The sequence below is a fragment of the Arthrobacter sp. NPDC056886 genome, from assembly GCF_042788715.1.
Taxonomy (GTDB): Bacteria; Actinomycetota; Actinomycetes; order Actinomycetales; family Micrococcaceae; genus Arthrobacter.
This window is the reverse complement of the sequence record NZ_JBHUBT010000017.1, coordinates 1-22,556: the sequence shown is the minus strand read 5'-3', so window position 1 is coordinate 22,556 and position 22,556 is coordinate 1. Positions and strand designations below refer to the sequence as shown.

General features: G+C 67.4%; 20 protein-coding genes and 1 pseudogene. 5 read left to right on the top strand and 16 right to left on the bottom strand.

Annotated features, from left to right (window positions below; translation table 11 throughout):
• Positions 1 to 355: 355 nt before the first annotated feature.
• The 6 genes from ACFRJ8_RS22075 to ACFRJ8_RS22050 all read right to left on the bottom strand — a co-directional run bounded on the left by ACFRJ8_RS22075 (position 356) and on the right by ACFRJ8_RS22050 (position 8,011).
• Positions 356 to 2,491 carry an MDR family MFS transporter gene (locus ACFRJ8_RS22075; RefSeq protein WP_377988530.1) on the bottom strand — a complete coding sequence of 712 codons (2,136 nt, stop codon included), beginning with the start codon at positions 2,489 to 2,491 and terminating at the stop codon, positions 356 to 358.
• Positions 2,492 to 2,654: 163 nt separating this feature from the next.
• Positions 2,655 to 3,140 (bottom strand): MarR family winged helix-turn-helix transcriptional regulator, encoded by a 486-nt coding sequence (locus ACFRJ8_RS22070; protein ID WP_277527805.1) that lies wholly within the window; start codon positions 3,138 to 3,140, stop codon positions 2,655 to 2,657.
• Between the two features lie 243 nt (positions 3,141 to 3,383).
• Complete coding sequence (locus ACFRJ8_RS22065) at positions 3,384 to 5,060, bottom strand: thiamine pyrophosphate-binding protein (protein ID WP_377988501.1); 1,677 nt, start codon at positions 5,058 to 5,060, stop codon at positions 3,384 to 3,386.
• Complete coding sequence (gene speB / locus ACFRJ8_RS22060) at positions 5,057 to 6,136, bottom strand: agmatinase (RefSeq protein ID WP_377988500.1); 1,080 nt, start codon at positions 6,134 to 6,136, stop codon at positions 5,057 to 5,059. The genes ACFRJ8_RS22065 and speB overlap by 4 nt, the downstream gene beginning before the upstream one ends.
• Before the next feature lie 103 nt (positions 6,137 to 6,239).
• Positions 6,240 to 6,581: a P-II family nitrogen regulator gene (locus ACFRJ8_RS22055; protein ID WP_090583148.1), complete on the bottom strand. Its 342-nt coding sequence runs from the start codon at positions 6,579 to 6,581 to the stop codon at positions 6,240 to 6,242.
• A complete protein-coding gene (locus tag ACFRJ8_RS22050) occupies positions 6,578 to 8,011 on the bottom strand; it encodes an ammonium transporter (RefSeq protein ID WP_377988499.1) in 1,434 nt (477 codons plus the stop codon). The genes ACFRJ8_RS22055 and ACFRJ8_RS22050 overlap by 4 nt, the downstream gene beginning before the upstream one ends.
• A gap of 467 nt (positions 8,012 to 8,478) precedes the next feature.
• Between ACFRJ8_RS22050 and ACFRJ8_RS22045 the strand changes: the two genes are divergently transcribed.
• Positions 8,479 to 9,351 carry an endonuclease domain-containing protein gene (locus tag ACFRJ8_RS22045; RefSeq protein ID WP_377988498.1) on the top strand — a complete coding sequence of 291 codons (873 nt, stop codon included), beginning with the start codon at positions 8,479 to 8,481 and terminating at the stop codon, positions 9,349 to 9,351.
• A 136-nt stretch (positions 9,352 to 9,487) separates the two neighbouring features.
• Here ACFRJ8_RS22045 and ACFRJ8_RS22040 read toward each other — a convergent pair whose 3' ends face one another.
• Positions 9,488 to 10,063 (bottom strand): cupin domain-containing protein, encoded by a 576-nt coding sequence (locus tag ACFRJ8_RS22040; RefSeq protein ID WP_028275626.1) that lies wholly within the window; start codon positions 10,061 to 10,063, stop codon positions 9,488 to 9,490.
• Between the two features lie 280 nt (positions 10,064 to 10,343).
• Between ACFRJ8_RS22040 and ACFRJ8_RS22035 the strand changes: the two genes are divergently transcribed.
• A complete protein-coding gene (locus ACFRJ8_RS22035) occupies positions 10,344 to 11,867 on the top strand; it encodes a sodium:solute symporter (RefSeq protein ID WP_377988497.1) in 1,524 nt (507 codons plus the stop codon).
• A 102-nt stretch (positions 11,868 to 11,969) separates the two neighbouring features.
• Here the strand turns inward: ACFRJ8_RS22035 and ACFRJ8_RS22030 are convergent, their stop codons facing one another.
• Positions 11,970 to 12,206: a hypothetical protein gene (locus ACFRJ8_RS22030; RefSeq protein ID WP_377988496.1), complete on the bottom strand. Its 237-nt coding sequence runs from the start codon at positions 12,204 to 12,206 to the stop codon at positions 11,970 to 11,972.
• 261 nt (positions 12,207 to 12,467) lie between these two features.
• Here ACFRJ8_RS22030 and ACFRJ8_RS22025 point away from each other — a divergent pair, with 261 nt between their 5' ends.
• Together ACFRJ8_RS22025 and ACFRJ8_RS22020 are read left to right on the top strand one after the other, a co-directional pair.
• A complete protein-coding gene (locus tag ACFRJ8_RS22025) occupies positions 12,468 to 13,730 on the top strand; it encodes a VIT1/CCC1 transporter family protein (RefSeq protein WP_377988495.1) in 1,263 nt (420 codons plus the stop codon).
• A complete protein-coding gene (locus tag ACFRJ8_RS22020) occupies positions 13,730 to 14,677 on the top strand; it encodes a matrixin family metalloprotease (protein WP_377988494.1) in 948 nt (315 codons plus the stop codon). The genes ACFRJ8_RS22025 and ACFRJ8_RS22020 overlap by 1 nt, the downstream gene beginning before the upstream one ends.
• Before the next feature lie 111 nt (positions 14,678 to 14,788).
• Here ACFRJ8_RS22020 and ACFRJ8_RS22015 read toward each other — a convergent pair whose 3' ends face one another.
• From ACFRJ8_RS22015 to ACFRJ8_RS22000, 4 genes are all read right to left on the bottom strand, one after another.
• Entirely contained in the window at positions 14,789 to 15,565 is a 777-nt protein-coding gene (locus ACFRJ8_RS22015) for an SDR family NAD(P)-dependent oxidoreductase (RefSeq protein WP_277527368.1), read from the bottom strand.
• A 29-nt stretch (positions 15,566 to 15,594) separates the two neighbouring features.
• Positions 15,595 to 16,971 carry an MFS transporter gene (locus ACFRJ8_RS22010; protein WP_377988493.1) on the bottom strand — a complete coding sequence of 459 codons (1,377 nt, stop codon included), beginning with the start codon at positions 16,969 to 16,971 and terminating at the stop codon, positions 15,595 to 15,597.
• Between the two features lie 194 nt (positions 16,972 to 17,165).
• Positions 17,166 to 17,873, bottom strand: a complete 708-nt coding sequence (locus ACFRJ8_RS22005; protein WP_377988492.1) for a FadR/GntR family transcriptional regulator — start codon at positions 17,871 to 17,873, stop codon at positions 17,166 to 17,168.
• A gap of 14 nt (positions 17,874 to 17,887) precedes the next feature.
• Positions 17,888 to 18,382: a polyketide cyclase / dehydrase and lipid transport gene (locus ACFRJ8_RS22000; protein WP_377988491.1), complete on the bottom strand. Its 495-nt coding sequence runs from the start codon at positions 18,380 to 18,382 to the stop codon at positions 17,888 to 17,890.
• A gap of 39 nt (positions 18,383 to 18,421) precedes the next feature.
• On the opposite strand from ACFRJ8_RS22000, the gene ACFRJ8_RS21995 reads away from it, so the two are divergent.
• On the top strand, positions 18,422 to 19,195 hold the full coding sequence (locus ACFRJ8_RS21995; protein ID WP_377988490.1) for a gamma-glutamyl-gamma-aminobutyrate hydrolase family protein: 774 nt from the start codon (positions 18,422 to 18,424) through the stop codon (positions 19,193 to 19,195).
• Positions 19,196 to 19,357: 162 nt separating this feature from the next.
• Here ACFRJ8_RS21995 and ACFRJ8_RS21990 read toward each other — a convergent pair whose 3' ends face one another.
• From ACFRJ8_RS21990 to ACFRJ8_RS21975, 4 genes and pseudogenes are all read right to left on the bottom strand, one after another.
• The gene (locus tag ACFRJ8_RS21990; protein WP_377988489.1) at positions 19,358 to 20,392 is read right to left on the bottom strand and encodes a Gfo/Idh/MocA family oxidoreductase; all 1,035 of its coding nucleotides are present in this window, start codon (positions 20,390 to 20,392) and stop codon (positions 19,358 to 19,360) included.
• Positions 20,389 to 21,174, bottom strand: coding sequence for a TIM barrel protein (locus ACFRJ8_RS21985; protein WP_377988488.1), 786 nt, complete (start codon positions 21,172 to 21,174; stop codon positions 20,389 to 20,391). The genes ACFRJ8_RS21990 and ACFRJ8_RS21985 overlap by 4 nt, the downstream gene beginning before the upstream one ends.
• Complete coding sequence (locus ACFRJ8_RS21980; protein WP_377988487.1) at positions 21,174 to 22,268, bottom strand: Gfo/Idh/MocA family oxidoreductase; 1,095 nt, start codon at positions 22,266 to 22,268, stop codon at positions 21,174 to 21,176. The genes ACFRJ8_RS21985 and ACFRJ8_RS21980 overlap by 1 nt, the downstream gene beginning before the upstream one ends.
• Before the next feature lie 30 nt (positions 22,269 to 22,298).
• A pseudogene (locus ACFRJ8_RS21975) lies at positions 22,299 to 22,556 on the bottom strand (sugar ABC transporter ATP-binding protein); the annotation flags it as partial.

Here is a 22,556-nt window from a genome sequence, read left to right as displayed (position 1 = left end):
CCAAATAAAAGCTGCCTAAAAACCGAACAAATCTAGTGCATTGGAAAGCTGACTGGAGACTAGCCCAAGGGACCGACAGCCATTAGCCACCCAACTCTACGAAATCCCCCGGCCGGGTGGAACACGGGACACTGAATATCATCCAAACGGCGTACTTAAGCCTTTGCCCGCAGCGCTGCCGCAGGGCTCTGCCGCGGTCACTGCCGCGCAAATGCCGGTCGCCCCAAGGCAGCCGTGCCAAGACCCCGCGGCTGCGCAGAGACCCCGCGGCTGCCTTAGGCGGCCGCGGGGCCTCTGGGATCCGGACCAGCATTACACGGTCCGGGGCCGGACGGTTCCCTACTGTAAACCGGCGCTATTCGGTGCGGTGTCGGCCGTGCGTGGCGATGTAGTCGGCCGCCGCGCGCTGCATCTTGCGCTGCTTGGCAAGCTGCCGGCGCAGGCCCGTGAGCTCTGCGGCCACACGGGCCTGTTCCGCGGCGATTGCCCTTTGCTCGGCGGCCTGCTCATGCACGGCGAGCAGGGCGTCCGCCAGCTGGAGCTGCTGCTCCGCCAGCAGCTGCTGGGTCTGCAGCAGCACAGGTACGACGTCGGCGGCCTCGATCGGGTTTTCGGCCACCAGGGTCCGGGTCCGCTGCCGGGCGCCTTCCCTCTCGGCCGCCCGCGCCGTACCGAACTCCTCCGTACCGAACTCCGCCGCACCGGACTCCGCGAGCGCGGAATCCTGGCCGGCACCAGCGCTGGCCCGGTAACCAAGGTCGGCTTCTCGGCGGGCGGCATCCGGGAAACGTGATTCAGCGCGCTCCCGGCTGAGCACCTCGATGAATTCCCGGTCCAGGTCCACAATGCCGGTACCGCCGTCGGACGGAACTGCCCGAACGGCGTCGTCCGGGCTGTTCCGCAAAGGATCCCCCAAAGCCGTTGCACCCGCGCCCCCGGCGGCCGCCACAGCGGCATCGGCAGCGGCATCCCCTGCTTGCTCGGCAGGCTCCGGACGGACATCGACGGTGCGGCGCAGCGGGCGTTCCTTGATGAACAGGATGGCAACCAGCGCCACGAGGCCGATGATCGCAGAGATCAGGAAGACTTCAGCGATCGCGTCGCCGTAGGCGGCCCGCATGATGTCGCGGATCGGTGCCGGCATGTCCTTGAGGTCCATGCTTGCACCGGCAGATCCGGCCGGAACCTGGATTCCGGCGGAGGCGAGTCCCTCCACCACGAGCTCCTTGACCCGGTTGCCCAGCACGGCGCCGAGGACCGAGACCCCGATTGCTCCGCCGACAGACCGGAAGAAGGCAACTGAGGCGCTGGCCGTGCCGATGTCCTTGGCCTGGACCGTGTTCTGGACGGCGAGCACGAGGTTCTGCATCAGCAGGCCCAGACCAACGCCGAGGATGGCCGTGTAGATACCGGTCAGCCACAGATCAGTGGTGTGGTCCATGCTGCCAGCCAGGCCGAGGCCGCCGATCAGCAAGATGGCGCCGGCCACCAGGTACCGCTTCCACTTGCCGGTGCGGCTGATGAGCATGCCCGAGGCGACCGAACCGAGCAGGTTGCCAGCGATCATGGGCAGGGTGAGCAGGCCGGCCTCGGTGGGGGTAGCACCGCGTGCCACCTGGAAGTACTGGCCGAGGAACGTCGAGGAGCCGAACATGCCCACGCCAACGGCCACCGAGGCGAGGATCGCGAGCGCGGTGGTCCGCTCCGAGATGATGTTGAGCGGGATGATGGGCTGCGCAACCCGGGATTCCACCAGCACCAGCAGGCCCAGGAGCAGGACGCCGCCGCCCACCATCGCGACGGACTGCCACGACCACCAGTCGTAGTAGTCCGGGTTGCCGGCGAAGGAGACCCAGATGAGCAGCAGGCTGACGCCGGAGGTCAAGAGGATGGAGCCGAGCCAGTCGATCTTGGCGGGGCGCTTGACGTGCTGGATTTTCAGGGTGACCTGCAGCAGGATGAGCGCGACCACGGCGAGCGGGACGCAGACGAAGAAGGTCCAGCGCCACCCCAGCGGGCTGTCGACAATGAAGCCGCCGAGCAGCGGGCCGCCGGCAGTGCCCACGGCCATGACGCCGCCCATGTAGCCGGAGTACTTTCCGCGGTCCCGCGGCGGGATCATGGAGCCGATGATGGCCTGGGCCAGGGCGGTGAGCCCGCCCATGGCGATGCCCTGGATGACACGGGCGGTCAGCAGCAGAGGGATGGTCTCGGACAGGCCGGCCATGACGGAGCCGGCCACGAAGATCACGATGCTCAGCTGGACAAGGACCTTCTTGTTGAAGAGGTCAGCCAGCTTGCCCCAGATCGGCGTGGTGGCCGCGTTGGCCAGGAGCGCGGCGGTGATCACCCAGGCGAAGTCCGTCTGGGTGCCCTTGAGCTCGGACATGATGGTGGGCAGCGCGTTGGCAACGATGGTGCTGCTCAGGATGGCGGTGAAGAACGCCGCCAGCAGCCCGGTGAGCGCCTCCATGATCTGGCGGTGGGTCATCGCCGCGGGTGCCGCGGCGGGGTGGGATGCTCGGGGCGCCCTCGGTGGAAGGTCCGACGGCGCAGTGTTCAACAGTGCCGTGTTCGACGGCGCAGTTTCCGACGGCGCAGGGTTCAACGGCGCAGTTTCCGACCCCGTGGCGGCAGCGTGGCTAGCCATAGATCTACTCCTCAACAATTTCGGTCGTATTCGTGGGTCCGGCCGTCGTTGCCCGGGCTGAAGTCCTGAGGGACTCAGCAAGTTTTTCGAGGGTGCGCGCCGTCAGTTCGACGTCGTCCTGGCTCCAGTCCTGCAGCAGGCCCTGGAGGGCGGCCGTCCGCTGGTCCTCGATGACGCGCAGTTTCTCCGCGCCGGTGGCGGACAGGGCGATCAGCTGTGCGCGGCCGTCTTCGGGGTCCGGCCGGCGGACAACATAGCCGTGCTCCTCGAGCTCGGCGATGTGCCGGCTGAGGACCGGAGCGCTGACACCGAGCCGCTCCGCAAGATGCGTGGCCCGGGATTCGCCCTCCCCCACAAAGCGGAGAACGCCCTGAAGCGCCACTCCGGTGTCCTGCCCGCGCAGGCTGGCGGCGGCAACGCAGCGGACGGCGCGCTGGAGGTCGAAGATTTGGTAGACGAGTTTGGCGGCAGCGTTGGATTCAACTGACATAAATGGACACCCCTCTTTTGTTTGCCCAAGGCAACTATATCTTAAATTGGTTACTTCGGGAAACTAACTCTCCCGCGAGGCATGCCGTGAGGGGTTCCATGCGGCCCCGAAGGGCGCTGAAAGAAGACTTAAAGACAAACGCGGACCGGCCGGCCTGCCCCTCACCATGAGGGGCAGACCGGCCGGTCCGCTGTGTTGCTGTGCTGTGTTGTCCAGTTTTTGGGGCAGTGCGGCCCCGGCCGACTACGTGGCCAGGTGGGTGGGGCCGAACATCTTGAGCAGGGTCTCGACGACGACGACGTTGGGGCCGTCCGCGGCGAAGCCGGCTTTCAGGGCGTCCCCGACGTCCTCGGGGGCCACCCGGACGGCCGGGACGCCGAAGGCCTCGGCCAGCTTGACGAAGTCGGGCCGGGCGAGCTCGGTGGCCGTGGCCTTGCCGAAGGCGCCCACCATGTATTCACGCAGGATGCCGTAGCCGCCGTCGTCAACGATCAACCAGGTGACCGGGACGTTGTGCTGTTTAGCGGTGGCGAGCTCGGAAATGGAGTACATGGCCGAACCGTCGCCGGAGACGGCCAACACGCGCGCCGAACTGCCGGGCGTCCCGGCGGTCTCCAGCCCGACGGCGCCGCCGATCGCCGCCGGGAAGCCGAAGCCCAGCCCGCCGGCGCCCTGCGCGGAGTGGAACTGGCCCTCGCGGGCGTCCCAGCAGCTCCAGCCCCAGTAGGCGGAGATGGTCATGTCCCAGAACGTCTGCATCGCCGCGGGAACGGCCTCGCGGATGTCGGCCATGAACTTCAGTTCCTTGCCGAGGTCCTGGGACTCGAGCCGGGCCGTGACCTTTGCCAGGGTGTCCTTGACCAGGGCTTCGGGAGAGGTGCCGTGCCAGTCGGCGCGTTCGCCATACGGCTCCGTCAGGGCGGCATCGAGGGCAGAGTCGAGGGCGGCGAGGGCCTGGCCGGCGTCCGCCCGGATGCCCAGGCCCGGGCGGTTGGACTCCAGGACCCGGGGTTCGGCGTCGATCTGGATGATCCGGCCGCGCGGTTCAAAGGTGAAGTAGTTGGAGGTGACCTCGCCCAGGGAGGAGCCGATGACGATCAGCACGTCGGCGTCCTGCAGCACCTCCGTCATGTGCTGGTCCTCGATCCAGGACTGCAGCGAGAGCTCATGCTTCCAGGGGAACGCGCCGTTGCCGCCGGGCGTGCAGATGACGGGCGCCCGCAGCTTCTCCGCAATGGAGAGCAGCGACTTCTCGGCCCGGCCGCGGCGGGCGCCGCCGCCGGCGATGATAGCGGGACGTTCCGCCGTCGAGAGCCATTTGACGGCCTCGCGGACCAGCTCGACGCGGGGCGGGTTGTCGGCCGCTTCTGCGAGGGCGTCCTCCACAGGAGGCACCATGATGGGGTCCAGCAGCACGTTCTGCGGGATTTCCAGCCAGACCGGGCCCTGCGGCGAGGAGATCGCTTCGGTCCAGGCGTCCTGGATGGCCGACGGGATGCCGGAGGCGTGCTGGATCAGCCGCTGGGACTTGGTGACGTTCGCGGCCGAGGCCTTCTGGTCATCGAGCTGGTGCAGCATGCCCTTGCGGCGGGCGCCGAGGCCATCGAGCGGGATCTGGCTCGCGACAACCACCATGGGCACGCCGGTGGCGTAGGCTTCCTGCAGCCCGGCCAGGGACGTCAGCGCGCCGGGGCCGGTGGAGAGGAACAGCACGCCGACCTCGCCGGTGGCGCGGGAGTACCCGTCCGCGGCGAAGGCAGAGTTGTTCTCCACCCGGGAGGAGACGAAGTGCAGGTTTCCGCGGCCCATGGCATCGAACAGGCCCAGGGCGTGCTGGCCCGGGATGCCGAAGACCGTCTTGGCGCCGAGCGCCTCAAGGGTCTCGACGACGAGGTCACCGCCGTTGCGCACGCCGGTCATCGCGAAGCCACCGGCGAAGCCACAGAGGAGCCGAAGCCGGCGGGGCGGCGGGATTCCTGGCCGAGGGCCTGGGCCGCGTAGCCGTTCGGGGCGCCGAAGCGGTCCCCTTCGACGGCGCGGTCCGCCATCAGGGTCACGAGTTCGTAGGCGACGTGGCTTGCCGCCACGCCGGTGATCTCGGCGTGGTCGTACGCCGGGGCAACCTCGACGACGTCGGCGCCAACCAGGTTCATGCCGCGGAATCCGCGGATGATTTCCAGCAGTTCGCGGCTGGTGAGGCCGCCGGCTTCCGGCGTGCCGGTGCCCGGGGCGTGCGCGGGATCAAGGACGTCGATGTCCACCGAGATGTAGAGCGGGCGGTTCCCGATCCGGTCCCTGACCTTGGCCACCGTCTCCAGGACGCCCTGGTAGTAGACATCCGAGGACGTGACGATGCCGAAGCCGAAGCGGTGGTCGTCGTCGAGGTCCTTTTTGCCGTAGAGCGGACCGCGGGTGCCGATGTGGCTGATGGCCTCGGTGTCCAGGATGCCTTCCTCGACGGCCCGGCGGAACGGGGTGCCGTGGGTGTATTCGGCGCCGAAGTAGGTGTCCCAGGTGTCCAGGTGCGCATCGAAGTGCAGCATGGCGATGGGGCCGCCGGCGCGCTCGGCGGCGGCGCGCAGGAGCGGCAGGGCGATGGTGTGGTCGCCGCCGAGGGTCAGCAGCTTGCTGCCGGACGCCGTCAGGTCCAGGGCGTTCTGCTGGATGGTTTCGATGGCGTCGTTGATGTTGAACGGGTTGACCGCCATGTCGCCGGCGTCGGCCACCTGGATGTTCTCGAAGGGACTGACGTCCCACGCCGGGTTGTACGGCCGCAGCAGGCGGCTGGCCTCGCGGATGTGGTTGGACCCGAAGCGGGCGCCGGGGCGGTAGGAGACGCCGGAGTCGAACGGCACGCCGACCACCGTAACGTCAGCCTTGGCCACCTGGTCCAGGCGCGGCAGGCGGGCATATGTGGCAGCCCCGGCATAGCGTGGGACGCGGGATGAATCGATGGGGCCAAGGTTGCCATTGGCCTCGATGCGCAGCTCTTCCAAAAGAAGCCTCTCCTTCGAGGATTGACCGACGGTTGTGACAGCCATCATACACTCGAAGTTTCGCATTGCGCATCATTTGTTTACCAATGGCGTTACCGTGGCCTCATGCGATGGCCGAGGCGCCCCGCTCCCCCGTCCGGACGCGGACGGCGTCGCGCACGTCAATGATCCAGATCTTGCCGTCGCCGAAGTGGCCCGTGCGTCCGCCCTCTTCAATGGCGGCCATGACGGCGCCGAGGGCGTCCTCGTTCACTAGGACTTCCAGCCGCACTTTGGGCAGCAGGTCGGAGCTGTACTCGGCTCCCCGGTACACCTCGGTGTGGCCCCGCTGCCGGCCATAGCCGCTGGCCTGGCTCACGGTCAGACCGTTGACTCCGGACCGCTCCAGGGCCGCGCTGACGGCGTCAACCCGCTCCGGCCGCACAATGGCCGTCACGAGTTTCATGACGACACCTTGCCGCGTGCGGCCTCACCTTCGGCCTGGGCGTGGGCTGGGGTCTGGGTGTGGGCCTGACCTTCGGTCTGGGCGTGGGCAGCATCTGTCCTGGCGTGCGGGTCACCGGGGTGGAAACTGCCGCCGACCATGAGGAGTTCGTACGCCGTTTCGGCGTGCTCCGTCACGTCGATGCCGGAGAGCTCGTCGGCCTCGGAAACGCGCATGCCGATGCTCTTATGGATCGCGAAGCCAATCAGCGTGGTCATGGCCGCGCTCCATACCGTGACAATCAGCGCGGTGAGGATCTGTGGCCAGAACTGCGCCAGCCCTCCACCGTAGAAGAGGCCGCCGCCGGTCTTAGCGGACGGAAGTGCGAAGAATCCGAGCGACAGGGTCCCCCACAGGCCGCCGACGAAGTGCACGGCCACGACGTCCAGGGAGTCGTCGAGTCCGATCTTGAACTTCAGCCCGACGGCGAGCGCGCAGACGACTCCGGCGATCGCGCCGATCAGGATCGCACCGACGGGGTCGATGAAGCCGCAGGCCGGGGTGACCGCCACGAGTCCCGCGACGGCGCCCGAGGCGGCTCCAAGGGAGGTGGCATGCCCGTCGCGCAGCCGCTCCACGAGCAGCCAGCCCAGCAGGGCCGCGCTGGTGGCAAGCAGCGTGTTGGTCCAGGCCAATGCGGCCGTGGCGTCGGCGGCGAGTTCCGAGCCGGCGTTGAAGCCGAACCAGCCGAACCACAGCAGCCCCGCGCCGAGCATGACGAACGGCAGGTTGTGCGGGCGGATGTTGGGGTCTTTCATGAAGCCCAGCCGCTTGCCCAGAACCACCGCCAGCATGAGTCCGGCTATGCCGGCATTCATGTGGACCACCGTACCGCCGGCGAAGTCGAGGGCCGAGATCTTGCTGCCGATGATGCCGGTGGGTCCAAAGAGGCCGCCGCCCCAGACCCAGTGCGCGATCGGCGCATAGACGAGTGTGACCCAGAGGGCGGCAAAGAGCAGCCAGGGTCCGAACCTGACGCGTTCGGCCACCGCCCCGCTGATGAGTGCGACGGTGATGATGGCGAACGTGGCCTGGAAGCCGACGAAGATCATGTCCGGCAGGCCTGCCGCCTTGGTGCCGATGCTGGTGGTCAGCCCGCTCAGGCCGAAATTGGTGAAGGGATCCCCGACGAATCCGCCCAGCGCATCCGGACCGAAGGCCAGTCCGTAGCCCCACAGGGCCCAGACGACGGCCACGACGCCCATGGCGCCGAAGCTCATCATCATGATGTTGAGGACGGACTTCATTCTGACGAGCCCGCCGTAGAAGAACGCAAGCCCGGGGGTCATTAGGAGGACCAAGGCGGACGCCGTGAGCATCCACGCGGTCGATCCGGGGTCGAGGACCTGCGGATCTACTGCCATTCCTACTGCAAGCACAGAGAACTTCATAGCGGGAGCCTTCCTCGAGTGCCGGCGCTCCGAGGGCGCCGATTCGGCGAGACCATGTGACGTTTCGGGACTGTTGTGCGTCCCCCCGCAGATGACGCTACCCACGACGTGTTTCGGGAAGGCATTCCGATTCTTGCCGGCACGTTACGCGGGGGCCCCCGGCATTAATTTGCCGTTTCCGACAGGTTTCCAGGACGTGACGTGAGTCTCACCAAGGATCGCAGGCAGGCGGCCGCGTTCCTTCCCGGTTACTCCCACGCCCGCCCCGGCCCCGCCCCGGGATTCAGCGTTTTGCCCGGCCGCGGAGCCGCCCCCGCGGAAGGCAACCGGGGAGGAACGCAGCCAGAGCCGCCGATGGGTGCGCAAGACGCCGACTTGCCAGCACGGCCGAATGTCCCCTTAACCCAATGCCCACATAGCCCCATTGCCGTCTTCCACGATCCAGGCCGACGCTGTGGACTGGCGGCATGGACCCCATCAACTACCTTGCACAACTCGGCGGAGTCGCCCGGACCGGCCAGTTTTTGGTCGCGGGATACTCCCGGACGGACATCGCCGGACTGACGAGGGCGGGGGCGCGCCGACCCAGGCGAGGAGTGTTCATGCTCGCCGAGTGCCAGCCGGAGCTCGCTGCGGCCATCCAGCATAATGCCCGCGTCACCTGCGCCAGTGCGGCCCCGCACTACGGCCTATGGCTTCGAGAAGTTCCGGCCCAGCATCATTTGGCCTGCGACCACGGCCACGGAACCGGCTTCATCAGGCACCGGACCATCAGGTTCGATGGCCCTGTCCAGCTGCCAGTGGCCGCAGTCGAGGACGTTACACTGCATGCCCTGTCGTGTTTGAGGCCGCCCGCATCAACAGCCCTGGCGACATCAGCCATGCGCTTGCACGGCATTCCCCTCGAATTGCTGAAGGCCCAGCTCATCGGCGACCGGTCGGGTCCTGTACTCCAGGCCCTGCGGCAGCTGGATTTACGCGCAGAGTCAATCGTGGAGGTCGACGCCCAGCATCTCTTCAAAGCAAACGGAATCGGCTTCGACACCCAAGTCCAGCTCCCGGGAATCGGCCGGGTCGACTTCTTGATTGAAGGATTCCTCATCGTGGAAGTGGACGGCTACGCATTCCACTCCAACCGCGAGGCCATGCGCCGGGATCTGGGACGGAACAACGCCTCCACGGTCAACGGGTTTGCCGTGCTGAGGTACATGCCGGAGCACATCTGGTTCGAGCCGGAGCGTGTCATCGCTGAAATTCGGGCCGTGCTGACCGGACCCCACACAGCATTCCGTGACGCTCCTGCCCACTTGCCTCCGGGCGCACCCCGGATCGCCCGCTAGATTGCGGGACTGGGCACCCGCCCGTAGCCCTCGTCGGCTTGGCAACCGGGAAGGAGCGCCGCGGCCGGCAGCCCGGCCCGGACGGCAGGCGCGCCGGTCCTGGCCTAGCGGCAGGCATCCGGGAACGGAAGGCAGCCTAGCGGCTGGCGGCGGGCACCAGCACCCACAGCACTTCGACGGCGTCGTCTGTGGGATTGACCCAGGTGTGCGGTTCCCGGCCCGGGAACGTCACGGTGTCCCCGGCGCTGAGCTCGAATTCCTCGTTGGTCAGGATCAGCCGGATGCTTCCCTTGACCACGTGCAGGACGTCGACGTCGCAGTCCACCGCATAGAGTTCGGACTCGCCCCGGCCGCGCGGTTCGATCACTGCCTGGATAATCTGGACGCGGCGCTCGGAGCGGGCGGTCAGCAGCCGCTCGACGATCCCCTCGCCGCCGAGGGAGATGCGGGGGCCCTCGTTCTGCTTGGTGAGGTGCGTTTCGGGGGCGGCAAAGAGGTCGCCGATCGAGATGGACAGGACCTGGCACAGCGTCACTAGGGAGGCTACCGAGGGCGAGGTGAGGTCCCGCTCGACCCGGCTGAGGAATCCCTTGGTGAGCCCGGTGGCGTCCGCGACCTGTTCAATGGTGAGCCGCTGGGACTGCCTGGCGGCGCGGATCCGCGAACCGATGGCAACGGGAACGTTGCTCGGTTCAACTGGTAGAGCCTTCATTTAGGAACCTTTCACGGCCGGCCGCTTGGCCCCATCACTGGAGCAATCCTAGCGGGAGCCAGCCTTCGTGACGCGGATGCGGCGGCTGCACGCACTGCGCCTTGACTGTTACCGGGGTCACAACATACTCTTTTTGGCAACATGTGTTGCCTATTGGGCAATACCGGAGGTTCCGACGGACATCCTTCTCCAACCACTTCACGCAGCAGCAGCCTTGCCGAACACACTGTTGAGGCCCGGCAATGCGCATCCGCTGCCAACCAGCTCCAAGGAGCCCTTAATGGACGCAAGTTTCGTCAACATCGCAATCGTGGTGGTGTACCTGGCCGCCATGCTGGCGTTCGGATGGTGGGGCAAGTCCCGCACCAAGAACAATAGCGACTTCCTCGTCGCCGGCCGACGCCTCGGCCCGTTCCTCTACACCGGCACCATGGCCGCCGTCGTCCTGGGCGGCGCTTCGACAGTCGGCGGCGTGGGCCTGGGCTACAAGTTTGGCATCTCCGGCATGTGGCTCGTGGTCGCAATCGGCGCCGGCGTCCTGCTGCTGAGCCTGCTCTTCGCCCCCACCATCCAGAAGCTCAAGATCTACACGGTCTCGCAGATGCTGACCCTGCGTTATGGCACCAAGTCCACGCAGACTTCGGGCATCGTCATGCTCGCCTACACGCTGATGCTGTGTGCCACCTCCACCAGCGCGTACGCCACCATCTTCGTGGTGCTCTTCGGTTGGGACCGCGCCCTCGCCATCGCCGTCGGCGGCTCGATCGTGCTGATCTACTCGACCATTGGCGGCATGTGGTCCATCACCCTGGCGGACCAGGTCCAGTTCGTCATCAAGACGGTCGGTATCTTTATCCTAATGCTGCCGTTCACGCTCAACGCCGCCGGCGGACTCGACGGCATCCGTGCCCGTGTTGACGCCAGCTTTTTCCAGATTGACGGCATCGGCGTCCAGACGATCATCACGTACTTTGTGGTCTACACCCTCGGCCTGCTGATCGGCCAGGACATCTGGCAGCGCGTGTTCACCGCCAAGACCCCGGCAGTTGCCCGCTGGGGCGGCGCCACGGCCGGCGTCTACTGCATTCTCTACGGTGCGGCCGGCGCCCTGATCGGCCTCGGCGCCCGCGTCGCGCTGCCGGACATCGACGTCGCCAACCTCGGCAAGGATGTTGTCTACGCCGAGGTCGCCACGCAGATCCTGCCGATCGGCATCGGCGGCCTGGTGCTCGCCGCGGCTGTCGCCGCCATGATGTCCACTGCCTCCGGCGCACTGATCGCTGCCGCCACCGTGGCCCGCGCCGATGTGCTGCCGTTCGTCGCCAGTTGGTTCGGCAAGAACATCAACACCGCCGACACGGACAACCCGGAACACGACGTCAAAGCCAACCGCATGTGGGTTCTGGGGCTCGGCATCGTGGCGATCATCATCGCCGTTATTACCAAGGATGTGGTCGCGGCGCTCACCATCGCCTACGACATCCTGGTCGGCGGCCTCCTTGTGGCCATTCTCGGCGGCCTGGTCTGGAAGCGCGGCACCGGTCACGCAGCAGCTGCCTCCATGGCCGTGGGCTCAGTCATTACCCTCGGCACCATGATCGTCCTGGAGATCAACGCCGAGGTACCGCTGGACGGCATCTACGCCAACGAGCCGATCTATTTCGGCCTGGCTGCCTCGGCAGTCGTCTACATCGCGGTGTCACTGCTGACCAAGCCGACGGATCCCGCGGTCATGAAAAACTGGAAGCGGCGGGTTGCCGGGGAGGCATCCGAGAACGAATCGATTACCGTTCCGGTGCACTAGGTTCCGCTGGTTTACCTCCCGCGGGTTAACGGTCGACGGCGGCGCTCCCCTTCCGGGGGCGCCGCCGTCGGGCTTTAAGGCACCTCAAAGCCCGCGGAAGACTCACTCGTTCTCTTCGGGTTCAAGGAATTCTTCCCCCTCCAGAGGCACCACGGGCTTCTCGTCCCCCAGGAAGTCCTCCGCCTCCAGGGGAACGAGCCGATCAGCCTCTTGGAGGAGCTCCTCTTCCTCGGTCTCCGCGGCATCACTGACGGGCGCGTCCTCGGCGTAGTCGTAGGCGGGATCGGACTCGAGTGACTCCCGGGCCGGCTGGATGGGGTGTGATGCGGTGCTATCCATGATGCAACCTCCATGCGGCTTCGGTGGTGGCAAGGCCCCGGGGAGCCCGCCCTGGATTTCATTCGACCACCGCGGAAACGGACGGTCAAGGGCTCACAATTGCTACCGGAAAGCAGCGCCGGGCGGCCCCGCCGTGGTCGGACAGTTGCGGCCTCCCTAAACTTTCCGCTGAGGATGGCCAGCCGGAAAAGCGCGGAATTACGGGGTACTCTGGAGTCGCAATGGGGCCGGACCACGCCCGACCAAACCCAGGAGTTTTTCGTGTCTCAGCACACCGAATCGGAATGCAACGATTCTTCGCAGCAACACCCGACACACGCCTCTTCGGCCCGCAGCACGGACCCGCTTCCCACCCCGCCGCACGCCACCCCTGCCCCCGGCGCAACTCCCGTCACCGCAGCGAGCCCAGCTTCCAGCTCAGATCCGACCGCCGATCCCAGCCCAGATCCGAGCGCCGCGGACATCAAGCGCTGGCGCCAGTATCTCGCCGATGAGCGCGCCGAGGCGGCCGTCTACCGGGACCTGGCGCAGAACCGCTCCGGCGAGGAGCGCGCCATCCTGCTGGCGCTGGCCGAGGCCGAGGGACGCCATGAGGCGCACTGGATCCAGTTGCTGGGCGAGCACGCTGGCAAGGACCGGCATGCCTCACTGCGGAGCCGGTTCCTGGGCTTCCTGGCCCGGCACTTTGGCTCGGTCTTCGTCCTGGCCCTGGCCCAGCGGGCGGAGAGCCGCTCGCCCTACGCCACTGAATCGTTCGCCACCCCCGCCATGGTCGCCGACGAGCAGATCCATGAAGAAGTGGTCCGCGGACTGGCCACCCGGGGCCGCAACCGGCTGGCGGGAACGTTCCGTGCCGCCGTCTTCGGCGCCAACGACGGGCTGGTCAGCAACCTGTCCCTCGTCATGGGCATGGCGGCCTCGGGCGTGGGAAGCCAGGTGGTGCTCCTCAGCGGCGTCGCCGGGCTGCTGGCCGGCGCACTGTCCATGGGTGCCGGCGAGTTCATTTCCGTGCGGTCGCAGCGGGAACTCCTCGCCGCGACGCGTCCCACCCAGATCACGTTGGCGGCCGCGCCGCTGCTGGATATCGAGCACAACGAACTCTTGCTCGTCTACCTGGCCCGCGGCATGTCCCGGGAGGCCGCCGAGCACCGCGTCGCGGAGCGGATGGGCCTGCTGGACTGCGACTGCGATCCGAGCCTGTCCCTGCGCCCGGAACTGCCCGAAAGCGGGGACCAGCACGAGGCTGTCGGCACCGCGTGGGGCGCGGCGGCGTCGAGCTTCTGCTTCTTCGCGTCCGGCGCGATCATCCCCATCATTCCCTTCCTGCTGGGGATGACAGGAATCGCCGCCCTGGTGGTTTCGGCCTCCCTGGTCGGGTTGGCACTGCTGCTCACCGGCGGCGTCGTGGGCCTGCTCTCGGGCACCTCGCCCGCCACCCGCGGCCTGCGCCAACTGGCCATCGGCATGGGCGCAGCCGGCGTGACGTACTTGCTGGGCATGGCCTTTGGGGCCGTGGTTGGCTAGTGGAAGGTCCTGAATTTCGGGATCGCGGGCCGCGGCACAGCCGGGGCGCCACGGCGTTGCGGGTTGCCAGGAACCTTGCCGCCGCCGCGGTGATCGCCGGCGGGGCCTTCCTCACGGCAGGACTGGTCTACGGCGACCCCCGATTCACCGGCCTGTTCGAGGTCTCCCGCGGAACGGGACACGAAGCAGGGGACAACGTGGGACGTGCCCTGCCGGTGGCGCCACGGTCCGGCCAGGCGTCTGGCCAGCCTGCCGTGCCAGCCGATGGCGACCGGACGGACACTCCCCCGCCCGGGCTCGAGGAGCAGGACCAACCCCTCGGCACGCCCCGGAAACCGGAGACCGCCAGCACTTCGTACAAGTTCCTCGCGACCAACGACGACGGCACTCCAGTGGGGTATTCGCCGTGCCGGCCGCTGCACTATGTGATCAATGCCGCCCTGGCCCCGCAGGGTGCCGAGCGGCTCGTGGAAGACTCCATCCGGACGATCTCGGAGGCCACCGGGATCAGGTTCATCAATGACGGCTCCACATCCGAGGCGCCCTCGCCAACCCGCGCGCCCTACCAGAAGAATCTTTACGGGGACCGGTGGGCGCCGCTGCTGATCGCCTGGACCACGCCGGAGCAGGCCCCGCAGCTCAAAGGCCCGGTGATCGGCACCGGCGGCAGCACGCACTTCAGCTTTGGCGACGGTCCCAAGAGCTTCGTGACCGGCAGCCTGGAACTGGACGCGCCGCAAATCGCGGAGGACCTGGACCGGTCCGAGGGTGCGGCCTATGCCACGGCCGTGATCCTGCACGAGCTCGGCCATGTGATGGGCCTGGAACATGTCGATGACCCGGCCCAGCTGATGTACCCGGAGATCGGCGCCCCGGACGGGCTTGCCGATGGCGACCTGAACGGGCTCTACCAGCTCGGCCGCGCCCAGTGCCGCAAGGACCTCTGACCGGTCCGTCCCTCCAACCCACAGTTGCGCTATCACTCTGGGTGGCCATTCCGGGATTTTAAGGCCCCAAAGTGATAGCGCAACAGTTCGTTCAGGTCAGGTGCGGGCAGGTCAGGAGACCTGGAGGCCGCCGTTGATGTCGTACGTGGCCGCGGTGATGTAACCGGCGTCCGGGCCGAGCAGGAAGGCGATGAGGGCCGCCACTTCCTCGCGGCTGCCGACGCGTCCCATCATGATGCCCTCGGACATCTGCGCCTTGCGGTCCTCGCTCAGCGTGCCGCCCATGATGTCGGTGTCGATGGGGCCGGGGGCGATGGCGTTGACGGTGACGCCGAATTCGCCCACCTCGCGGGCCAGGGCGCGGGTGAATCCGATGATCCCGGCCTTGGACGCGCTGTAGGCGACCTTGGAGTAGGTGCCGCCGCCGCGCTGGGCCGAAATCGATGAGATGCTCACGATCCGGCCAAGCTTGCGCTCGATCATGCCCTTGAGCACCCGCTGGGAGACGATGAAGGATCCGCGCATGTTGATGGCGAAGACCTTGTCCCATTCTTCGACAGTGGTTTCCATGAACGTCGTCGGGGAACTGATACCGGCCAGGTTGGCCAGGGCCACGATCGGGGGCAGCGCGCCCTCGACCTCAGTGATGGCACGGTCCACCGACGCGGCGTCGGAGACGTCCGCGCCGACGCCGATGGCCTTGACCGCACGGTTGGAACCGATTTCGGCAGCAGCGGCGGCAGCGTCCTCGGCATTGATGTCCAGGATTGCGATGGACCAGCCTTCGCTGGCCAGGCGGTCGGCGGCGGCACGGCCGATGCCGCGGGCGGACGCGGCGCCGGTCAGGACCACGGTGCGTTCAGTGGGGAAGGGGGTAATTGATGTCATAGCGAGGGTTCCTTCAGGGTGTTCGGGGATCAGAGTGCTTTGGCCGGGACGTCGACGGCGGCAGCCGCCGCAACCGCGGGGTCAAGGGCGGCGTCGCCCTCGGGGCGCTTGCGGGCGTAGAGGTAGGTGGCCACGGCGGTGAGGAACAGGCACAGGGACAGGAACAGCAGCCCGCTCTGGTTGCTGCCGGTGGCGTCCTTGAGGAGGCCGACGGCGTACGGGGAAATGAAGCCGCCGAGGTTTCCGAGGGAGTTCACCAGCGCGAGTCCGGAAGCGGCGGCCGCACCGGTTAGGGCCGCGGAGGGCATCGAGAGGAATGGGGCGATGGCCCCGTAGATCCCCATGGCCGAGAGCGTCAGGCCGATCATCGCCAGAATTGGGTTGACCGGCAGCAGGTAGCCAGCGGCCAGGAGTCCCACGCCAGCGAGCACCATGCTGACCGCGGAGTGCCAGGCACGCTTGCCGGTCCGGTCCGCGCGCTTGCTCCAGAAGTAGACGAAAACTGCGGCCACGGCGTAGGGGATGAAGACGATGAACCCGACCTCGGCCGTGGAGAAATCGCCGAGGGCGGCAACGATGGTGGGCATCCACAGGCCCAGGCCGTAGATCCCGCACACCAGGCCGAAGTACAGGGCGGAGTAGACCAGGGTGCGCTTGTCCTTGAGACCGGCCAGGAAGTTGTGCTTACCCGACTGTGACTTGGCGGCCAGTTCGGCGTCCATGGTGGAGGCGAGCCAGTTGCGCTCGTCGGCGTTGAGCCATTTGGCGTCCCGCGGGCGGTCCGTCATGAGGATAGGCGTCAGCAGCCCGAGGGCTATCGCCGGGATGCCTTCGAGGATGTAGAGCCACTGCCACCCCTGGAGGCCCATGACGCCGTCCATCTGCAGCAGGAGCCCGGAGACCGGGGCGCCGAGCGCATTGGATACGGGCTGGGCGAGGATGAAGATGCCCAGCACGGTGACGCGCTGCGCGGCGGGGAACCACAGCGTCAGGTAGAACAGAATCGCCGGGAAGAATCCGGCCTCGGCGGCACCGAGCAGGAACCGGACGATGTAATAGGTGCTTTCACCGTTCACCAGGCACATGGCGGTCGCGAAGATGCCCCACGTGATCAGGATGCGGGCCAGCCACTTCCGGGCGCCGAACCGGTACATGCCCGCGTTGCTCGGGACCTCGAGGAGGGCGTAGCCAAGGAAGAAGATGCCGGCGCCAAGGCCGTAGGCAGCGGCGTTCAGGCCGATGTCCTCGCTCATGGTGAGCTTGGCGAAACCGACGTTGTTGCGGTCCAGGTAGGCAACGAAGTAGAGCAGGACAATCAGGGGCATGACGCGGCGGCGGACCTTGCGCAGCGTGCGGTCGCCTAGTTCGCCGAGTCCGAAGGACTTGGGGGTTAATGAAGTCATCATCGACCTTCTTACGTGTCTTCCTGCCCTGCGGCTGTGCCGGGTGAGGAAGTCGGTGGAATGGGACTGGTCATCCTGCCCGCTTGGAAGCGTGTACTGCAGGATTCTTGTTGAGTCAGATGTCAGACATCTGACTCAAGAACTAGGCACGATCCTAGAATGTGAGTCGGGTTACGTCAAGAGCCCCGGGGTGGACGTCAGGACTTAGCGCCCCGGACGTAACGTTCGTAATCTGCATTGGTCTGGTCCATGTGCTCATCCATGATCTGCCGCGAGCGCTCCGGGTCGCCGCTGAGGATGCTGTCCATGACCCGCTGGTGGTAATCGATGGCATGCTGCTGGATTTCGCCGACGGCCGACGTTTCGCGGCGGGTGATGTACAGCAACTGGCCCAACTGGCCGAACAGGGCCCGGACGAACGGGTTGCCGGAGGCCTTCAGGACGGCGTCGTGGAAGCCAATATCCGCTTCGACGAAGCGGTCCAGGTCGCCTGACTCGTGGAAGCGCTTCATGTCCTCGATGCACTCGCGCATCCGCTCGGCGTGTTCCGGGGTGTAGCGTTTGGCGGCCAACGCAGCGGCCCCGGTCTCCACCATGCGCCGCATCTCGATCAGGCCCACCGAGACCTGTTCGGCCGCGTTGCCGTGCGAGGCAGCCTTGAAGATTGCGTCCAGGCCGGTCCAGTTGTCCGTGGGGTTGACGAAGGTTCCCCTGCCGGCCTTCACATAGAGGATGTTTTGCGCGCGGAGCGCCTTGAGGGCTTCGCGCACGGTCAGCCGGCTGACGCCGTAGGCCTTGGCGATGTCTGCTTCCGGCGGAAGCGCGCTGTGGGGCTGGAGCTTTCCGTCAAGGATTTCGTTGAGCAGGCCGTCGACGAGATCGTCGACCAGTGTCCTGCGGCCCATCCCAGTTCCCACCTTCAGTTGCGTTTCGTGCTGCCATCCACATTACCCATGTCCGGGTGCGCGGCCATGTAGGCGTCCAGCTTGGCCAGCGTCTGTTCCAGGTTGGCCGGATGGCGGCGCAGGTAACCGGCCAAGCGGAGCATGCTCTTGCCGCGAACCCGCCGCGCGTCCCACTGCTCGGTGACCAGCGTGCCGGCGGCGCCGTCCGGGCCAGTGGACGGTTCGAGCAGGTAGCGCCACACATGGCCGTAGAAGTGCCGCCACGCGATCCGGCGGCCTTCCTCGAATTCGCAGACCCTGTTGAGGATCTTGTAGTTCACCCGCATGTTCATTTCCATGCCGAACCTGGCACCGAGGTACAGCCGCCTGGGTCCGCGCGGCTGGGCGCCCTTCACGGTGCCCGAGCCGTCAATCACGCTGTGAAGGGCGGGCGTGGCGAGCACGTCGAAGATGGCGCCGGGGGCAGCGGCGATGTACCGGCTGCGGGACACAAGATAGCGGGCGTTCATCTGGCAATCCTAGTCCGGGATCATGTTGCAGAATGAGGCATGCAGACTTCCCGCAACCTCCCCGGCGGCCGGCCGCGGATCGGCGTTCCCGTCCGCCTCAGCAGCTCCGCCGATCCCGACCCGCGCGTGGCGGAAGCCAACGGATTGTTCGAGTACATCGTGGAACTGCTGCGTGAGGGTGGCTGCGAACCGGTGCTGCTCACAGCGGCGGGGCCCGACGACGGCGGGCTCGCCGCGGCGCTGGCGTCCCTTGACGGCGTGGTTCTTCCCGGCGGCGGCGACCTCGACCCCAGCCTCTACGGCGAGGCACAAACCGAGCTCTGTTACGACGTCAACCAGGCCCAGGACGTGCTGGACGTCGCCGTGGCACGTCTTGCGATCGACGCCGGGCTGCCCGTGCTCGGTATCTGCCGCGGGCATCACCTGCTCAACGTGCTCTACGGCGGGACCCTGGTCCAGGACATGGCGCCGGGGGCGGTGGTGCACCACGAGCCCGCGCCGGTGCACGGGGCCGGCCCGTGGGCGTGGCACGAGGTGGCCGTCGAGGCTGGCTCCAAGGTGGCAGCCCTGTACGGGAGCGGGTCCGGTGCCGTCAGTGTAAAGATCGCCTCCGGCCACCATCAGGCCGTGGCACGCGTGGCGGCAGGGTTGCGGGTGACGGCCGTGGCCGAGGACGGGACGGTCGAGGCGCTGGAGGATCCGGAGCGCTGGGTGGCCTCGGTCCAGTGGCATCCCGAAGCGCTGGAGCTCCCGGCCGGGGAGCGGCTCGCGCCGTTCCGGGCCTTCGTGGAGGTGTGCCGCAGCCGGCCCTGAGAGCAGATGAACGGAAACCCGAGGGCCTGGGGCCCCGGGGTTTCCTTTCACTGCATTCGATCCTGAGCTGATTGTCCCGGGCCTGCGACCCCGAGCTAGTGCTCTGGCCCGAGGCTACCGTCAGCCGGTGACGCCTACCTCGTGCAGCTCACCTCGTGCAGCTCACCGGGCGACGCTCAGGGCCACGCGGACCGGGACGCCGGTGGCCAGCGACTCTTGCGCGGCATCGGCCACCCGGGACGCCGCCACGGCGTCTTCCGGGGTGCAGGGGTTCTCTCGGCGGCCCAGGATCAGCTCGACGAAGGCAGCCATCTCGGACCGGTACGCCGGCTCGAACCGCTCGGCAAAAGTCAGGTGCGGTTTCCCGGCGGGGAACGCGATCCCCGCTTCGGCGGAGGCCAGCGCCGCCTTGTCATCCAGGCCCACCATCAGCGAACTCCTGGAGCCCTGGATTTCCAGCCGGACGTCGTGGCCCGCCCCGTTGTAGCGGGTGGCGGACACCGTTCCCACGGTGCCGTCGTCGAACGTCACCAGCGCGAGGGCCGTGTCCACATCGCCGGCCTCGCCAATGGCCGGGACCCCGTTGTTGGAGCCCTTGGCGTACACCTCGACGATTTCGCGGCCCGTCAGCCAGCGCAGGATGTCGAAATCGTGGACCGAGCAGTCCCGGAACAACCCGCCGGAGCTGGCCAGGAACTCGACCGGCGGCGGCGTCATGTCGCAGGTGACCGCGCGCAGGGAATGGATCCAGCCCAGTTCACCGGCCTGGTAAGCGCGGCGGGCCTCCAGGTAGCCGGCGTCGAACCGGCGCTGATGCCCGATCTGCACCACGCCCTGCCGGTCCCGGATGTAGTCGAGCACCGGCAGGGCGTCGGCCACGTTCAGGGCCACGGGCTTCTCGCAAAAGACCGGGATCCCGGCGTCCACAGCCGCCCTGATGAGCTCGGGGTGGGTCCCCGTTCCGGTGGCGATGACGAGGCCGTCGATCCCGGAGCCAAGCAGAGCCTGGACCGACGGCAGGAATTCGGCGCCGAGGCCGGAGGCCACCGTGCGGGCATGCTCTTCGGCGACGTCGGTGAGCCGGAGCCGGACGTTGATGCCCTGCGGATTCAGGACCTCGTTGAGGGCGGCGATGTTGTTGGCGTGCATGACGCCGATCCGCCCGACGCCGACGAGTCCGAGAACGGTGTCCTTCATGCGGCTGCCTTGGCGGTCACGGTGAACGCTGAACGGAAGGCCTCCAGGGCCGCATAACTGTCGCCACTGGCCCACGCTTCCATGCCCACGGTCCCTTCATAGCCTGCGTCCACGAGCGCCCTGGCGACGGCTGCGTAGTTGATTTCCCCGGTGCCGGGTTCGCAGCGGCCCGGAACGTCCGCCACCTGGATTTCGCCGAGGTACGGGAGGGCACTGCGGACGAGCTCCACCAGGTTCCCCTCCCCCATCTGGGCGTGGTACAGATCTAGCATGAGCCTGGCATTCGGGTGCCCTGCGGCCTGCACGAGGGCTAGGGTGTCCTTGGCCCGGGCCAGCGGGATGCCGGGGTGGTCCAGGATGGTGTTGAGGTTCTCGAGGCAGAACGTCACCCCGTACTTTTCGCCGAGCCGCCCGAGCCGTTCCAGGGTCCGCGCGCCGGTGGCCCACATGTGGCCGCTGGACCGGTAGACCGGCCGGGCAGCCTGGCCGTCGATGAGTTCCGCCGGATGGACCACCAGCCGGCTGACGCCAAGCTCCAGCGCGGTTGGGATCAAGGACTCGGCGGTCCGCACCACGTCGTCCGCCGTGTCCGGATCCACCAGGCTGCCGGAGGTGTATCCGGTCATGGACGAAAACACCGCCCCGGTGGCCTTGAGCGCGCCGATGTCTTTGGATCGCGAGTCCCAGAGTTCGACGTCGAAGCCGGCGTCGTGGAGCCGGCGCACCCGCTCCGTGAACGGCAGGTCTGTGAAGACCATTTCAGCGCAAACGGCCAGCCGCATCAGAGGACCGCCGTCTCGTTGACGGCCACCGGCGTGCCCTGCTGGACCGACTCGATGCAGGCCAGCGCCATGGCCAGTGCCCGCCGGGCGTCCTGGGCTCCCGGTGTGAGGCTGAACGGCTGCGGCTCCGTCCCGTCACGCCGGCCGTCTCGCTGGGCGCGCACGGCGTCCGCGAAGTCCACGAGCTCGTCCGTGTAGGCCTGCCGGAAGAGCTCGACGTTCAGCCGCGGGGTGTCAGCGGACATCCCCTCGGCGGTGAACCGGCGGGCGGCGGTCTCGGCGGCGCGGCCAGCCTGAACCATGCCCTTGGAGCCGAAGACCTCCCCGCGGACGTCGTAGCCGTACAGTGCGCTGAAGTTTGCCTCGGCGACGGCGATCGCGCCGTTGCTGTAGCGGATGGTCACGACCGCGGTGTCCAGGAACCCCTCCTCGCGCAGGCCCGGCTCCACGAGCGCGTCGGCGACGGCGTAGACCTCGACGGGCTCGGCGCCTTCGTTGAACCAGTTCAGGGTGTCGAAGTCGTGGATCAGGGTTTCGAGGAAGATGGTCCACGCCGGGATCCTTGTGGCGTGGCCGATGCTTCCGGTGCCAGGGTCCCGGGTCAGGGAACGCAGCAGTTGCGGCTCCCCCGCGATTCCAGCGGCAAGATCCTTCTTGGCTGCCTGGAAGTCCGCGGCGTACCGGCGGTTGAAGCCGATCTGGAAGTGCACCCCGGCGGCGTCGACGGCGGCTAGGGCGGCGTCGAGCTCCTCGAGCCCCAGCCCAGCGGGTTTCTCGCAGAAGACGTGCTTCCCGGCGGCCGCGGCCTGGCCGATCAGGGAGGAGTGGAAGCGCGCCGGGCTGGCGATTACGACGGCGTCAATCTCCGGGTCGGCGAGGAGGTCGGCGGCGTCGGCGGTGACCTTCGCGGTGCCCAGGGCGCCAGCCAGCGCCTCGGCGGATTCAAGGTTGGGATCCGCGATGGCGGCAAGGACGGCACCGGGGACGCGGCGGGCGATGCTCTCGGCGTGGAAGGCGCCCATCCAGCCCGAGCCGATGAGCCCGATCCGCACTGGCAGGGCGGTGCCGGACGGGTTGCGGTTGAGGTAAGCCAAAGGCTTGTCCTTTCGAGTTTGGGACGGCAGTTACTCGTACGTCTTGCCGGTCGTTTGGGACACGTCGGCCACTTCGCCTTGGACTTCCTTGACGATGTCGCCGTGGCCGCCGAGTTGTTCGAGTTCGTGGGCGAGTTCGGCGAGTTCGGCGCCGCCGGCCATTTGGGCGGTGAGTTCGTCGAGGGTGATGTCTTTCTTGTCGTAGTAGCCGATCGATTTGCCGCGTTTGAGCAGCAGGAACCGGTCCCCGACGGGGAAGGCGTGGTGCGGGTTGTGGGTGATGAAGAT